The organism is Haloarcula salina (assembly GCF_049603855.1).
GTDB lineage: Archaea > Halobacteriota > Halobacteria > Halobacteriales > Haloarculaceae > Haloarcula > Haloarcula salina_A.
Window position 1 is genome coordinate 1,636,405 of the sequence record NZ_CP187146.1, and the last position, 15,902, is coordinate 1,652,306.

General features: G+C 63.4%; 12 protein-coding genes. 1 reads left to right on the plus strand and 11 read right to left on the minus strand.

The genetic code is table 11. The features are described from left to right. Position 1: 1 nt before the first annotated feature. The 3 genes from ACOZ4I_RS08480 to ACOZ4I_RS08490 all read right to left on the minus strand — a co-directional run bounded on the left by ACOZ4I_RS08480 (position 2) and on the right by ACOZ4I_RS08490 (position 3,376). Positions 2-1,408, minus strand: coding sequence for a sodium-dependent transporter (locus ACOZ4I_RS08480; RefSeq protein WP_424004794.1), 1,407 nt, complete (start codon positions 1,406-1,408; stop codon positions 2-4). Between the two features lie 208 nt (positions 1,409-1,616). After that, positions 1,617-2,594 carry a DMT family transporter gene (locus ACOZ4I_RS08485; protein ID WP_424004734.1) on the minus strand — a complete coding sequence of 326 codons (978 nt, stop codon included), beginning with the start codon at positions 2,592-2,594 and terminating at the stop codon, positions 1,617-1,619. A 47-nt stretch (positions 2,595-2,641) separates the two neighbouring features. Further along, positions 2,642-3,376: a helix-turn-helix domain-containing protein gene (locus tag ACOZ4I_RS08490; protein ID WP_424004735.1), complete on the minus strand. Its 735-nt coding sequence runs from the start codon at positions 3,374-3,376 to the stop codon at positions 2,642-2,644. Positions 3,377-4,198: 822 nt separating this feature from the next. Here ACOZ4I_RS08490 and ACOZ4I_RS08495 point away from each other — a divergent pair. Further along, positions 4,199-5,713 (plus strand): alpha-N-arabinofuranosidase, encoded by a 1,515-nt coding sequence (locus tag ACOZ4I_RS08495; RefSeq protein WP_424004736.1) that lies wholly within the window; start codon positions 4,199-4,201, stop codon positions 5,711-5,713. A 205-nt stretch (positions 5,714-5,918) separates the two neighbouring features. Here ACOZ4I_RS08495 and ACOZ4I_RS08500 read toward each other — a convergent pair whose 3' ends face one another. From ACOZ4I_RS08500 to ACOZ4I_RS08535, 8 genes are all read right to left on the minus strand, one after another. Next, positions 5,919-7,073 carry an ABC transporter ATP-binding protein gene (locus tag ACOZ4I_RS08500; protein ID WP_424004737.1) on the minus strand — a complete coding sequence of 385 codons (1,155 nt, stop codon included), beginning with the start codon at positions 7,071-7,073 and terminating at the stop codon, positions 5,919-5,921. 89 nt (positions 7,074-7,162) lie between these two features. After that, complete coding sequence (locus tag ACOZ4I_RS08505) at positions 7,163-7,768, minus strand: hypothetical protein (protein WP_424004738.1); 606 nt, start codon at positions 7,766-7,768, stop codon at positions 7,163-7,165. A 33-nt stretch (positions 7,769-7,801) separates the two neighbouring features. Next, positions 7,802-8,665 carry a carbohydrate ABC transporter permease gene (locus tag ACOZ4I_RS08510; protein ID WP_424004739.1) on the minus strand — a complete coding sequence of 288 codons (864 nt, stop codon included), beginning with the start codon at positions 8,663-8,665 and terminating at the stop codon, positions 7,802-7,804. Further along, the gene (locus tag ACOZ4I_RS08515; RefSeq protein ID WP_424004740.1) at positions 8,658-9,587 is read right to left on the minus strand and encodes a carbohydrate ABC transporter permease; all 930 of its coding nucleotides are present in this window, start codon (positions 9,585-9,587) and stop codon (positions 8,658-8,660) included. The genes ACOZ4I_RS08510 and ACOZ4I_RS08515 overlap by 8 nt, the downstream gene beginning before the upstream one ends. A gap of 13 nt (positions 9,588-9,600) precedes the next feature. Next, entirely contained in the window at positions 9,601-10,914 is a 1,314-nt protein-coding gene (locus ACOZ4I_RS08520) for an extracellular solute-binding protein (protein ID WP_424004741.1), read from the minus strand. A gap of 97 nt (positions 10,915-11,011) precedes the next feature. Continuing rightward, on the minus strand, positions 11,012-12,553 hold the full coding sequence (locus ACOZ4I_RS08525; RefSeq protein WP_424004742.1) for an alpha-N-arabinofuranosidase: 1,542 nt from the start codon (positions 12,551-12,553) through the stop codon (positions 11,012-11,014). A gap of 172 nt (positions 12,554-12,725) precedes the next feature. Further along, positions 12,726-13,334 (minus strand): helix-turn-helix domain-containing protein, encoded by a 609-nt coding sequence (locus tag ACOZ4I_RS08530; protein ID WP_424004743.1) that lies wholly within the window; start codon positions 13,332-13,334, stop codon positions 12,726-12,728. Positions 13,335-14,293: 959 nt separating this feature from the next. After that, positions 14,294-15,748 carry a lamin tail domain-containing protein gene (locus tag ACOZ4I_RS08535; RefSeq protein WP_424004744.1) on the minus strand — a complete coding sequence of 485 codons (1,455 nt, stop codon included), beginning with the start codon at positions 15,746-15,748 and terminating at the stop codon, positions 14,294-14,296. Between the last annotated feature and the right edge of the window lie 154 nt (positions 15,749-15,902).

Below are 15,902 nucleotides of genomic sequence, written 5' to 3' on the forward strand. Positions count from 1 at the left end.
CTCAGTCACCCCCCTTCGTGGTGGCTCCCGGTCGGTCGCCCGGCGAGTCGCCGATGACGCTCATCACAGCCATGCTCGCGACGACGAGCACCGCCATGAGTGCGACGCCGACGATCGTCAGCGTCTGGTTGTCGGTGCCGATGTTCGTGACGATTCCGTACCCGAGGATGAACACCATGACGACTGGGATGACGTACTTGATCACCGGGTTCCACCAGCGGCCGACGTAGACGCCGGCGTTGCGGTTGAGGTCGATGACGCGGGCGCGCTCCGGGCCGAACTTCCACGCGACGAGCGCGATGATCGACAGCGTCGCCAGCGGCAGGCCGAAACTGCCGAAGATGAAGTCCATCTGTCCGAGGAACGACGACGAGTAGGCGCTCGGGAGGCCGAACAGCCAGATCGTCCCGCAGACTGCGAGCACCGATCCCGTCCGCGACAGCCGCGTCTCTTCGGAGACGGTCGTGACACCGACCTCGGTGATGCCCAGGCCGGAAGTGAACGTCGCGAAGAAAAACGAGACGAAGAACACGGCCGCCCAGGCCGCGCCGCCTGGCAGTTCCGGGAACACCTCGGCCAGCGAGATGAACAGCAGGTTCGACCCGGCGGTCGGTTCGAGACCGAACGCGAAGACCACCGGGAACGTCGCGAAGACGGCCAGTAGCCCGATGCTGGTGTTCCCGATCGCGGTGAACAGACCACCGCCGAGGGGCACGTCGTCGTATCGTCCGAGATAGCTCCCGTAGGTGAGCGCGATCCCCCAGCCAAGCCCGGTCGAGAACAGCGCCTGGCTGAGCGCCGCGACCCACGTGCTCCCGCGCGTGAGGTACCTCCAGTCGGGAGTGAACACGAACGCCAGCCCGTCCATCCCGCCGGGGAGGGTGACTCCCCGAATTCCGACGGCGACGAGCGCGACGACGAGCAGCGGAATCATCCACTTCACGACGCGTTCGATCCCTCGACGGATCCCGAACACGAGCACGCCGGCGAGCCCCGCCATCGTCACTGTGTGCATGCCAATGACGAGCGCTGTGTTCGAGATGAAGCCGTCCCAGAACGCCTGTGGTGCGAACCCGGGCTGCGTGAACGTCCCGAGCACCGAATTGCCGGCGTAGTACAGCGCCCAGCCGATGATCGGCGCGTAGTACGACATCAGCGCCACGTTGACGACGAGGACGACGAGACCGAGTCCCCGTGCGCGCTTGCTTCCGACGATCTGGTTGAACGCCCCGATAACGCCGTTGTTCGTGTACCGACCGATCATCGTTTCGGCCATGAGGCCGGGGACTGCGATGAGGTACAGCAGGAGGACGTACGCGACGAGGAACGCACCGCCGCCGTTCTGCCCCGTCGTGAACGGCATCCGCCAGATGTTCCCCGCGCCGACCATCGCGCCCACCAGGGCCATCAGGAAGCCGAATCGACTTCCCCACTCTTCTCTCGCTGTTCTCGCCTGTGACTCTCCCATGATAATCGTACACAATTCGTTCTAGAGATGTCAGTTATATCCGTGGCCGACCATGGTTGGCATCTCGGTATCCATATTGTCCGGAGGGGTGGGATTGGTACGCGTGGGGTGCCTCCGTCTCGGAGCCGTCAGGTGTCACGGCCCGCGCTCACTCTGCCTCGACGCCACTGCGGCGTTGCCGGTACGTCTCGTGTAGCTCGTCGCGTTTGAGGATCGCGAACCCGGCGGCGACGAGTCCGAAGCCGACGAGCGTCTCGGCCGTTACCGGTTCCGTGAACAGGAGCCAACTGAACACCGTCCCGAACAGCGCGGTCGCGTACGTGACGAGATTGAGTTCGATCGAGCCCAGTCGCGGGAGGAGCGAGAAGTACAGCAGATAGCCCGCCGCGCTGACGAAGACGCCCAGGTAGACGAGCCCGAGGAGACCGGTGACGGACCACTGCACCTGCGAGACGGATTCGCTCGGGCTCGCGATGCTGGCGAGGTGCGTGAAGACAGCGCCGACGACCATCGCCCACGCGGTTCGAGCGGGGAACGGCATCTCGGCGTCCGCCCGCTGCGTGAGGACGCCGCCGAGCGCGAAGGATGCGGCCGCAAGCACCAGGACCGCCTGCCCGACGGTGTCCCCGGAGAGCAGGTTCGTGGGGTCGGGCTGGGTGATTACCGAGAGGCCGAGGAACCCGAAGCCGACGCCGGCCAGTTCGGTGCGCCCGAACGTCTCCTCGGGGAGGAACACCCTCGCGAATCCGACCGTCAGTATCGGGATCAGGCCAGTGAGGACGGCGGCGATCGCACTCGGAACGGTCTGCTGGCCCACGTTCTGGAGGACGCTGTAGCCGGCCAGCGTCAGGAGCCCGCCCGACAGCACCGCGGCCCAGTCGCGAGTGCCTCGCGGCCGCCAGTACTCTTCCGACCCCCCGACGTACAGGAGCAGGACGATTGCACCGAGGTCCAGACGAAGCGCGGCGTACAGGATCGGCGGGAACGCGTCGAGTCCGACGCTCACGGCCGGATACGTCCCGCCCCAGATGGCCGCCAGGAGAACGAACAGGACGGCGGTGCGATACCGGGGTGCGAGGAGCGATCCGAGACAGCGTGCAACAACTCCGGCTCGACTGTCGCTCATCACGTGAGGAGTCGGGGGCCGGAACGGTGAACGGGAGGGTTAGTATCCTAACCGTCGTCCCGACGGCGTTCGTCAGCCGTGCCGTCGACGGTTTCGAGCGCCGTGACCGCCGCGCCGAGGAGTTTTCGCTCCGCTCGGCGGAGCGTCTTCGAAACGGCGGCGTCGGAGATCCCACAGCGCTCACCCAGCGACGCGAGGGTCTCGTCTCGCGGCGTTTCGAAGTATCCGTGTTTAACCGCCGTGCGGAGGACCTGCGATTCGGTGTCCGTGAGCTGTGCGAACCCGTCGAGGAGCGCGGCCGCCTCGTCGAACTGCCGGAGGACGTTCGCGCTCCCGCGGTCGTCGAGGGCGGTGTGCTCGACGACGGTAAACTCGTGACGGCGGTCGAGGCGGCCCAGCGCGGCGTCGATAGCGCTGGCGTCCGCGAACCCGAGATGCCAGCGTTCCCGGCCGTCCACGTCGGTGAACGGACCGATGACCGCCCCGCCGCTGGCCAGCACCGGGTCGATAGCGACCGCCTCGTCCAGCACCACGCGCGTCGTCGCCCGCGAGCCGCGTTTTCGCTTTAGCTCGAAGGCCGTTATCTCGCTGGCGTCTCTGAGCGCCCGCAGGCCGGCCTCCAGGGCCGAACGGTCGTCGGCCGCCGCCTCGATCCAGAGGTCCCACTGTCCGGTCTCCGGCGAGACGTTCCAGTACGGCGTCGTCAGCGCCACGTCGTGGTTCGCGGTCACCCGACCGAGCGGGCAGCCATCGAGCCAGGTATCGAGCGTGACACGATGCACGGCAGTGCTATTCGAGCGGGTGTACATTAAGATATTTAGTCCCGTTTCGAGCACCCGATCTGGGGATCGGTGACGATCGAAGCACAATAGGATCATCTTCGATGCAAATATGAGTTTCAATCCGACAATCAGTGAAAAATAGAGCCAGATACTGGCATAAATAGAGATATCTGTGCGCCCATTCCCAGATATGGCTAAGAAATAAATATTTATTATACTATGTGGGGCGGAGCCGTAGATGAATCTGGAGAACGTTTATTGAAGCTCCAGATTACTTACGAAAACACTCTATTTCACATGTCGAATCACCTGATTAGCTGTCACCTGCGACAAACCGTCAGGAGTTCTGGGAAGTGTTCTTTCGCCTGCCAGCGTCCGGAATAACAATCGTACAGATGTGATGTGGGAGTGCGTCGGTCACGCGGAGTGTGTCGCGGCGAGTCGAGGGGCGTAAACAAGTGATTGAACACGGCCTATTGCCGCCGATATTTCGGGAGGCGGACGCCAGTTCCCGAGACTGCGCTCTCCGAAACCGACCCGGGAACACGCCTGTGTCGAGAAGTGTCTGAACACGTCTCGTTCCCACTGCTATCGCCAGAGCGAGGGCGAACAACGAGTGAGACGGGACAATCGGCGAGTACCAGGGCTTCGTCGTCTCGGCCGGAACGCTCCAGGCCTCGTCTATACTGTGTGCCCGCCCCTGTCGTTAACTCACTTTTCTGTGCCTCTGAGCGCAACTCCGTCGGTCAGTCCTCCGACGCCCCGACTCCGGCCTCACCATGATGCGTAAACTTTTTACGCTAGTTAGGAACAGTGAAGAGCATGCGAACAGAGATCCATGTCCAGCAGCACGAACAGATAGCCGACATCGCGCCTGATATCTACGGCCACTTCGCGGAGCACCTGGGGCGGTGTGTCTACGGCGGGCTCTGGGTCGGTGACGACGACCGCGTGTCCACGGAGGACGGCATTCGTCTGGACACTGTCGACCTGCTTCGGGACCTCGATATGCCGGTCCTGCGCTGGCCCGGTGGCTGTTTCGCCGACGACTACGACTGGACGGACGGCATCGGCCCACGCAAGGAGCGACCCACCCGTCGGAACATGTTCTGGACGCAGGGGCGCAGGGACCTCCCCGAAGAACCCAACACCTTCGGGACCGACGAGTTCGTCCGTCTCTGTGAGATGCTCGATACGGAACCGTACCTCGCCGTCAACGTCGGCAGCGGCTCCCCCGACGACGCCGCCGACTGGGTCGAGTACTGCAACTACGGCGGCGGAACGGAACTCGCCGAACGCCGCGAAGAGAACGGCTCCGAGGACCCACACGGCGTGAAGTACTGGGGCGTGGGCAACGAGAACTGGGGCTGTGGCGGGCGGTTTAGTCCCGAGGCCTACGCCGAGCAGTACCGCCGCTACGCCACTTACCTCCGCGGGGCGAACGGTATGCTGAGCGAGCGCGACATGGAGCTGATCGCCTGCGGACACATCGAGGGCGACTGGAACCGCGAGTTCCTCGACGCGCTCGCCGACTGCTCGGAGTGGGTCGAGGGCCCCTACGACCTGATGGAGCACATGTCCGTCCACCGGTACTACGAGGCCGGCGGCGACACCGACTTCGACGACGAGGACTACTACCGCCTGCTCGCCCGTTCGCGGCAGGTCGCGGCGGACGTCGACGATCTCGTCGAGGCGCTGTCCGTCTACGCCCCCGACAACGACATCAGCGTCATCGTCGACGAGTGGGGTGTCTGGCACCCCGAGGCGACTAACACCAACGGGCTGGAACAGGAACACACTGTGCGAGACGCCATCTCCGCCGCTGGCGTCCTGGACGACCTGAACGCGCGGGCGGACGTGGTGTCGATGGCGAACATCGCCCAGACGGTGAACGTGTTGCAGTGTCTGGTCCAGACCGACGAGACCGACGCCTGGCCCACCCCCACCTACCACGTCTACGACCTCTACAAACCGCACATGGGGGCGACCGCCCTCGACACCGTCGTCGACACCGAAACCGAGACCGTCGACGACGAGTCCTTCGACGTGCCGCTGGTGAGCGCCTCCGCCTCCGAGCGCGACGGCGACATCTACGTGACGCTCTCGAACCGCTCGCTCGACGACAGCGACGCGGTCGAGGTCACGCTCACCGACGGCGACGCCTCGGTCGTCGGCGCGGAGACGCTGTTCGACGGCGACGCCGTCGACGAGTACTCGACCGCCGACAACGCCGACGCGTTCGCCGCCGAGGAGATAGACGTCGGGGACCAGGGCGACGGGACGTTCCTGGTCGAGGCCCCCGCTAGCTCCGTGGTCGGACTGACCCTCCGCCAGTAGGCCCTCTCGCGGTCCGCCGGGGGTTCGAATCGGCCGCTTTTCGCACTTCTTCTCGGTCTCGTTGTGCACCGACGTGCGTCGCTCATCGGTTCGGGCTGTCCGCTGTGCCACGTCGCTCGTCGGTTGCGCTCGACTGTCGACTGCTCGCGGTGGACTGTCTACCGACTGCAGGCTCGAGAAGTGGCCGATTCGCTACTAAACCGCGCTATCCTTCGGTGCTGACCATCGACTCTTGCGGTGCCTCAGAGGCCCGTGTCTGGTCGTGTGCACCGTAGAGGAGATTCCGGCCGCTGTCGCGCTCGAACAGGTGAAGATGCGACGGATCGAACCGCATCGTCAGCGTCGTCCCCTCCTCTGGCTGGCGCTCGCCCGAGACGCGGACGCAGCACTCCTCGTCGCCGACGGAGAGGTACAGGAAGTTGTCGCTGCCGACGGGTTCGCGCACGTCGAGCGACGCCCTGATCGTGTTCTGTCCGCCCGTTTCGACGACGTCGACGTGCTCCGGACGGATGCCGAGGACGAGCTCCTCGCCGTCGCTGGCGCGCTTCGAGACGCGCTCGCGGTACGTCTCGGGGAGCGTGTACTCGAACGCCGTCCCGACGAGCACGTCGTCGCGCAGTTCGACGGGGAACGTGTTCATCGACGGACTGCCGACGAAGTCGGCGACGAACTGGTTCGCCGGTTCGCCGTAGATCTCCTCCGGCGTTCCGATCTGCTGGATCTCCCCCTCGTTCAGGACGATGATCCGGTCGCTCATCGTCATCGCCTCCTCCTGATCGTGTGTGACGTAGATCGCCGTCGTGCCGAGTTCGTCCTGTAGCTGCTGGAGTTCGGTCCGCATGTGGAGTCGGAGTTTGGCGTCGAGATTCGACAGCGGTTCGTCGAACAGGAACACCTCGGGATCGCGGACGATAGCGCGTCCCGTCGCCACGCGCTGTTGCTGGCCGCCAGAGAGGCTCCCGGGCTTCTTGTCCAGTTGCTTCTCGATCCCCATCATCTCCGCGGCCTCCTCGACCTTGGCGTCGATCTCGTCTTGCGGGAGGTCCGTCGTCAGTTTCAGCCCGTAGGACATGTTCTTTCGGGCGGTCATGTGCGGATACAGCGCGTAGTTCTGGAAGACCATCGCGACCCCGCGGTCCTGTGGCTGGACGCCGTTGACGGCCTCGCCGCCGATCTCGACCGTGCCGTCGGTGATGTCTTCCAGCCCGGCGATCATCCGGAGGAGCGTCGACTTCCCGGATCCCGACGGGCCGACGATCGTGACGAACTCCCCGTCGCGTATCTCTGCGCTCACCTCGTCGACCGCGACGATATCTCCGTCGTAGACTTTGCTGACGGCGTTAACGCTAACACGTCCCATGAGACGACGTACACATTTCATCATGAAAATACCTTCGGTTGAGGGGGTTCGACGAACGCCGTCCGCGGGGACCGGACGACGCCAGGCGATCACTCCGCGACGGTGGGCGCGAGCACGTCGAGGTGGAGCGAGAACGCGATGCCGGCGAACACGAGAACGAACGCGACCGTGAGCGCGCCGGCGAGGACGAACAGCATCAGGGTCGCCATCGCCATTGCGATCGCGCCGACCGCGTTGGCAGACGTCCAGCGGATCCCCGATCTGATCGACTGTTCGAGGGGCGCTCCGTTCGCCAGTTCGACGAAGGTCGGGATCAGGACCAGCGCGGCGTACGCCGCGGCGTAGAGGGTGACGACGGCGAGCACCAGCGCGACGGTCGATTCGGTGGCGAAGTATCGTCTGACGTACAGCGCGCCCGTAGCGGCGAGCAGGACCGGCAGGCCGGTGAGGAGCACCGACGAGAGCCCGTGCCGACCCAACAGCGTTCGAATCCGATCGTAGTCGAACGCCTGTTCTTCTCGGAGCGAGAGGATCGCACCGTAGGCACCGAGCGTCGACGGGCCGATGGTCACGACCGGAAGCGAGCAGAGGAACCAGACGACGCTCAGGCCGACCATTCGAGGCCCGTTCTCGTAGAAGAATCTGACCGCCGCGAACAGCGACCGGTACACTGTGAAGGAAGTAGCGTTCTGCATTGCTGTGAAGTGACGTGGTGCGGGGATAAGAAATTACGTGACGCCCTGCATCTCCACGGCCGAGATGAGCTGATCCTGTACGAGCAAGAACAGCACGAACAGCGGGCCAGAGGCGACGAGCGCGCCGGCCATCGTCAGTGCCGGTTGGAAGGAGAAGGTGTCCTGGATGATGACGACGCCGATCGGGAGCGTGTACTTGGCCTCCTCCTGGAGCACGATCAGCGGCCAGAGGAACTGGTTCCAGCTCCAGACGAAGATGAACAGGCCCAGCGCCGTCAGGATGGATCGCGAGAGCGGGAGGACGATGTGCGTGTAGATGCGGAACGCGGAGAAGCCGTCGAGGCGCGCGGCTTCCTGAATCTCGTCGGGGATGTTGTCGAAGAACTGGACGAGCATAAACACCCCGAGCGGTCCGGCGACGAACGGGAAGATGACCGCGAGGTAGTTGTTGAGGAGACCCAGATTACTGATGAACGTGTACAGCGGGATGATGTTCACGAATCCCGGGACCATGAAGCTCGCGATGACGACGCCGAGGATGAGCCGCTGTCCCGGCCAGTCCAGCCGCGTCAGCGAGAACGCGATCATCGAGTCGAACAGCAACACGAGGAACGTCGTGACCGTCGCGATGATGATCGTGTTTATCGTCCAGGCCACGACCTGCGATTCAGACAGCAGTCGCACGTACGCGTCGACCGTGACCGGCGACGGGAGCCAGTTCATCCCCGGCTGGATGGCCGCTTGTTTCGTCGACAGCGACGTCGACACCATGTAGACGTAGGGGAGCAGGAAGATCACGCCCGCCCCGTACATCGCCGCGTGCACGAGGACGCTTCGGATCGACACGGCCGTGAGCGCGGCCACCTCGAACCGGGACGACGCGGTGGCGTCACTCATTCGCACCACCGCCGATGAAGTAGTAGTTGCCGATGGACACGAGGACGAGAATCCCCGTCAGCACGTAGCCGACGGCGGATGCGTACCCGAAGCTCCGCTGATTGAACGCCGCCTGATAGAGGTACATCACGAGCGTCTCGGTGGCCTGTCCCGGGCCGCCGCTCGTCATCACGTAGGGCTGTCCGAACACCTGGAAGGTCCAGATGAGGTTCACGACGACGACGAAAAAGAGGGCGTATCGCATCTGGGGAATCGTCACGTCCCGGAACATGCGCCACGAGCTCGCGCCGTCTAGCTTCGCCGCCTCGTACAGGTACGCTGGAATGCCCTGGCGTGCCGCGAGCAGGACGACGAAACTGAAGCCCACGAGCCACCAGACGGTCGTGATCGAGATGGCCGGCATCGCAAAGAGCTGTGACTGGAGCCACTTCGGGGGGTTCGAGACGACCGCTCCGAGGTAGTGGTTGATGACGCCGTACTGCGTGGAGTAGAAGTCGACCCAGATGGTCGCCGCGACCGTCACCGTCAGAATGTACGGGCTGAAGAAGATCGCGCGCAGGACGCCCCGGCCCCGGATGTCCCGGTTCACGCCCAGCGCGAGGCCGAGCGAGACGAGGACGATCGCCGGGACGGTCAACACGGCGAAGTAGACCGTGTTCCACAGCGCGTTCCAGAAGTCGGGGTCGCCGAGCAGTCGCGCGTAGTTCCCGAGGCCGACGAACGTGGACTCGGCCGGGTTGAACACGTTCCACTCGAAGAGGCTCATGTACCCGCCCTTCAACAGCGGGTACAGGAGAAACGAGACGAACACCACCAGATAGGGGAGCGCGAACAGCAGTCCCTCGACTAACTGCCGCGACGTTCGCCGCTCGAGGTTCGTGAGGTTCGCGAACCGCCCTGACACGTGGTCTACGATTGACATCGTTCTCCACCTCTCACAGGTTCGAGTTCCACGTCTCGACGCCCTTGCTCACGGCCTCCTCCGGCCCGAGCTGGTGGCCGTACAGCTGGCGTATCCAGTTCCAGTTCGAGGCGTCGTAGAAGTCCGCGTTCGCGAGCTGGGGGAAGTAGGCCAGTTGCCCGTTCTGGGCCATGTCGGTGTAGTACTTGAGCGTCTGATCCCAGAGGTCCGAGCTCTGGAGCTGGTCGCCTTCGAGGATCGGATTCCACGCGGGGACGTGACCGGCTTTCGTCCCCCACTCGGGGTTCTTCTGCGTGATCCACTGGGCGGCCTCGACGGCCTTCTGATACCGCTCATCGGTGCCGTCGGGCTGGGTGGGGACGACGAGCGTGTGACTGTCCGTGGCCGCTCGGAGCCGGTCGGCGTTCGGGGTGATCCGCGGCGGCGCGAAGTTCCAGTTGAACTCCACGTCGGCCATGTCGGCCACGCCCCAGGTTCCGTTGACCATCATGGCGACCGAGCCGTTGAGGAAGCTCTGCAGGACGCGTTCTTCGGACGTGTCGGCGCGGTCCCAGTTTCGCTCGCCGGAGACGCTGTGGTAATACTTCGCGGCGTCGAGGCCCGCCCCCTGGTCGAAGACAGCCTCGGAGTTGTCTTCGGTGAACATACTGCCGCCCATCGAGGAGACCGAGGTGTACCACTCACGGACGCTGAGCCCGTCGACCGGGCTCGGTCCGAACGGCAGGGCGTCGGTCTCGTCTCGGATCGCGTTACACGTCGCTTCGAACTCCGCGAAGTCCTCGAAGGGCGGTTCGGCATCGACCTGATCGAGGATGTCCTGATTGATGTACAGCCCGACTGGGTGGGTGTCCATCGGGAGCGCGTAGAGCCCGCCGTCGAGCTGACACGCGCTGAAGATCTTCTCGACGTAGCCGTCGGTGGTCGTCGTGTAGTCCGAGATGTCCACCAGTGTGTCCTGGAACCGCGGAATGTACGTCGCGTGCGAGATCGCGAGGTCCGGCGCGTTTCCGCCGGCCATCGAGGTGAACAGCTGATTGTAGTACTCCTCCCACGGCGACCGCTGTCTGCTGATGGTCACGTCGCCGACCGGCTGTGTCTCGTTGAACTCCTCGACGATCGACTTCATCACCGATCCGTCACCGCCGACGAACAGCGTGTGATAGCTCAGTTCCATGCCGCTGCCGCCGCCCGCATCGCCGGCGGCCTCGCCGTCGCCGCCACTGCCGCTCGTCCCGCCGCAACCGGCCAGGCCGACCGCGCCGGCCACGCCGACTGCTTCGATGAATCTACGCCGTGTCGACTGGTGGGTACGCTTCCCGTGTGGCATATTGCCGCGTTGACGCCCATAGTATATAATAGTTGGTGATGGACCCAAAACGACTATATAGTGCAATGTGGCCGAACCGACGTTCCGAGACGGCCCGTTACACCGACAGCGACAGGCCGACGACGGAACTGGGCGGCGCCTCGACGAGCACCGAGCGGTCCCCGGACCGCTCGACGGGGATTTCAGACGGTTGGAAGGCCTCGGTGTTCCCGCCGTCCGAGTAGGTGTCCACGGACAGGCCGTCGAAGAGGACGGACGCCGACTCGACGCCGATGGCGTCGCTGTCGAGGGACACGACGATCTCCCGGGCGTCGTTCTTGTCGACGTTCGAGACCGTCACGTACACCTGTCCGTCACGCTCGGAGGCCGACGCGCTCACCAGCGGCACCTCGTGGACGTCCCCCTCGCCGAACTCGTCGCCCTTGCGTTCGACGGTCTCGGTATCGGCGTCGACGACGGTGTCGAGGGCGGTCGCGCCCATGTGCGGTTTGTAGAGGTCGTAGACGTGGTACGTGGGGGTGGGCCAAGCGTCCGTCTCGTCGGTCTGGACCAGACACTGCAACACGTTCACCGTCTGGGCGATGTTCGCCATCGACACCACGTCCGCCCGCGCGTTCAGGTCGTCCAGAACGACTGCTGCCGACAGTGCGTCTCGCACAGTGTGTTCCTGTTCCAGTCCGTTCCCGAAGACGGCCTCTGGATGCCAGACCCCCCACTCGTCGACGATGACGCCGATGTCCGTCCCCGGCGCGAGCAGTTCCAGCGCTTCGGCCGCGCGGTCGACGTCGGTGGCGATCTGAGCGGTCCGGGCGAACAGGCGATAGTACTGGTCCTCGGTGAAGTCGGTGTCACCGCCGGCGTAGTAGTACCGATGGACAGAGAGGTGATCCATGAGGTCGTAGACGGTGTTCTCGCCGAAGTCGACGCACTCGGCGAGGTAGTCGAGGAACCGTCGGTTCCAGTCGTCAGCGATGTGGCCGCAGGCGACCAGTTCCATCGAACCGTCGCCCATCACCCGGTCGAACGTGTTGAGGTAGTTCGCGTAGTGACGGAACTGTTCGGCGTAGGCCTCGGGACTGAACCGCCCGCCACAGCCCCAGTTCTCGTTGCCCACACCCCAGTAGGTCACGCCGTGGGGCTGTTCGCTCCCGCTCTCGGCACGGAGCCGCGTCATCTCGGTTTCGCCGTCGTAGTTGCAGTACTCCGCCCAGTCCACGGCCTCTCGGGGGTCACCGGACCCGACGTTCACCGCGAGATACGGCTCAGTGTCGATTTTCTCACAGAGGGCGAGGAACTCCTCCGTCCCGAAGGCGTTGGACTCTTCGGGGACGCGCCCGCGGCCCTGCGGCCACCACATATTTCGGCGACGCGGGCGCTCCTCGCGCGGACCGACGCCGTCTTTCCAGTGGTAGTCGTCGGCGAAACAGCCGCCGGGCCAGCGCAGGACCGGCGCGTCCAGGTCGGCGAGCAGCGCCGTGGTGTCCTCTCGGATACCCTCGTCGGTCGAGACCTGATCGTCCTCACCCACCCAGAGACCGCCGTAGACGCACCGCCCGAGGTGTTCCGCGAAGTGGCCGTAGATGTCCGGCGCGATGCGGTCGATCGGGTTGTGCTGGCAGACGAAGACTTCTGTGTCCATGTCCCGGAGTAGTCCCATGCCGCATAAAAAGGTACGCGTTCCCGCGACAACGGCGCTATACGACTCGAAATCGGCGTCAGAGCGATATCGACCGTGGGTGGATCAGCCGCGACTCGGTATGGCCTCTCATTCCGGCGGCGACGTCGCGGGCGGCGATGGGTCGACCCCGCCCTCACCGACGGCATCCGTGGGTCCGCGGACCCGACTCCGAAGTGGTGTTGAAGCCGCTCTTGAACGCCTCCTGGACGCGTTCGACGTCCTGCCCGTTCGAGTCGTGTTTCGTCCACGAGACGCTGGCCTCGTGCATGAGTTCGCGGACGTAGCTCACGGTGTACTCCACGTCGAACGTCTCCTCGATGTAGACCCGCGCCAGTTTCGGATGCCACTCTTCGGCGTCGAATCCCACCTCACGCGGTGACTCGGTGAGCACCTCGGTCAGTTGCCGTTGCTGACAGTCGTCCAGTTTCGGTGGCCGCCCCGGCCGCTTCTCGTCGTAGATGACCGCTTCCGGCGGTTCGTCTTCGAGTCGTTCGAGTCGGTTGAGCCAGTTGTGGATCGTCGTCCGCGAGACGTCGTACCAGTCCGCAAGCTCCGTCTGTGAGACCCCTTCCTTGTGGTTGATCCCGACCGTGATCCGCTGGGTCGCCGTCTTGCCCTCCACCTCGCGGAGATACGACCGGAGCTCCTCGACGGAGACGGTTTCGGGCCGTCTCGTCGTGGCCTCCTCCGCGTCCGACGCTCGGTCGGTCGCGGACTCCATCGGGGGTTCTGCTTGTGCCATACGTCACCGTGTGGTCGGGTATGTAATTATTTTTTTGGCATCACGCCGATAGCGGTCAACCGTCAGCAGTGTCCAGTGTCTGCGGTTTCCAAGCGACTCACCGTCGGAACCGCAATCTGAATCGTGTCACGCGGCAGAATTAACGGCTTGAGCGCTCTGTTTACTGCATCCGTGCCCGCGGCCGTGCGACGGAACCACCCCGACTCCGGTCGTGTTCAACCGCTTCTCTGCGCGTAGAGGTGGCCACTCGCCATTCGGGTCTGTCGTGGATTGAATGTCCGAGAGAGCGATCTCAGTGGGTGTTCAATTACTAATTTCTGCCAGACGTGGCTCCACGTGTACGACATGCCACGGCACGGGACCTACCATCATAACAGCAGTACAGACGTTATTGCATGGACTATGAGACTGGGGCCATCCACTCACAGACGGCAGACCGAAAACCATCGGCCCGGTTGCCACCAGTTCGTTTGAAGGGACAGAAAGCCGAATCTGGGTATCCTCGAGCCAGTTTCGGGTACGTACACGGCGATTCCCAGTCCCCGCTCTCTGCTGGTGGTTCGGACTGACGTACCGGGACGGCTGAAACCACCCCGTGCTTTCCCGGCCTCGGGAATAAGTAATTGAACACCGGTGTCCACCCTGTGTAGATGGGTACCGAACGGAGTGAGACGCTCTTTCGCACCGAAACACGGGCCTCCATAACAACCTGGCCGAAGACGAGAACGGGTAGTAGATCTTATCAGTGAGAACTCAGATCCAGAAGTATTGAATGGGATTGATCACTCAAATACAGTCTGTATGGATACCGTATGGTCAAATTTGCTGGTATGGTGGTCGTATAAACCTTCAAAATTCTGGAAGTGGGTATATATGGCGGCATATCCACAACGCTGGAAGCAAAAATGCGAATTGCGGCGACATATCGAATACCTGGTGGCGATTCGACAGTCGGCCACTCAGTACGATTTCTCGACGACGGTCTCGCCATCCTCGTCCAGCACGTAGACCGTGTCTCCGTTGTTATTCCAGATGGCCGCATCTGACCCCCAGTACAGTTCTGAGTCGGTGTCCGCGCCGCTGCCGGTGTACAGCGTCACTTTCGAGCCAGGATCGAGTTCGAAGCCAGCCGGGAAGCGGTAAGTGTGCTCGGCTTCGTCTTCAACGGTCCACCCAGACAGGTCCAGTGTCGTCTCACCCGTGTTCTCGAAGACGACGTATTCGTCATTCTCGTTCTCGTGGTCGTTCCCAGACGCGTCCTCGTGGATTTTCGCGACGATCAGTCCGTCCCCGGTCTGCTCGGGCGTCGACGTTGGCTCTGGCGTCGGTTCCGGTGTCCGGGATTCGTAATTCCAGACGCCGATCTCGCCGGCCTGTGCATTCGATTCAGTCGAGGCAAATTGGGCGCGCTTACTGAACGCTGTGTCGTACAGCCGTGCATAGCCCCGGTCGATCAGTTCGTGATTGAATAGGGTGCCGTCATCGTAGACATACACCAGTAGTCGTCCGTAGCTTCCCCGTCTGTCGGCCTCCTCGTCGACGACGATCCGTATCTCTTCTCCTCGTTCGAGTTCTGTCCTGGCGAACTCGCTCGCCTTGTGGCCCCAGTCTCGAAGGTGCTCACTTCCACGATCCGTGTTCGGTATCCCTTCCCACTCGTCTGGATCTGTCGACGTGTGTACCTCTGGCGTGTCGACACCCAGGAGCCGTACTCGCTCTTTGTCACCGTTCCCGTATCGGACATCGATGGTGTCACCGTCGACGATCTCGACCACAGTGACTCGGAACTCGGTCCGCTCTTCTCGGTCCAGCGTTGGGGCTGGCTCCGGAGTCGGCGTCGGTGTCGGCGATCGCTCGGGCGTGGGCGTCGGCGTGTTAGTGGCAACGGGGGTCAGTGTCGGATCTTGCGGCGGTGGCGTCGTGGACGCTGGCGTGACTGTCCCGGCAGCAGGACTACTGAAATTCTCAACGGTGCCATTCCAGCTCGCAATCTCGTCGTGAAAGACGATATCGAGATCGACGAGTTCGACACGCAGATTCAGTTGCCCTGACTCGAATTGTGAGAGGGTTGTGGTGTCGAGGTGGACCGTTGTCGTGTAGCTCGCAGTCCGGCTAACATTCTCGCTTCTGGCCACCGGCATATCGTTGACCCTGACGGTGAGAGTCGGTTCACCGGGATCGCCTTCTCCATCGGCATCGGGAAGACGCGTATCGGCACAGATCCGAAGCGAAAACGCGACTACGTCACCGCTGTCGTTTTCAGAGGTGTTGACGACCCAGACGTCGAGTTCTGTATTTGGATCAGCACTTACAGTCGTGTCAACTGTGGCCGTCTCCGTTTCGGTGAGTGTCGCTGTCTCTGTATTGGCTGTATCCGTAGTCCCTGCACAGCCAGCGAGGATCGACAGGAGCACGATCCACACCACCACGAAAGTGCGCCCCGATGCCATGCCAAATCAAGCATCCCCAGCACGGAAAGGATAGCAGATCGTTTTCCGTAGAAAGAGCGCGCTACCGCACGAGTAACTGTGGCTTTTCCCGTGAGTGCGGGGTGTTGCCCTCGTTTCC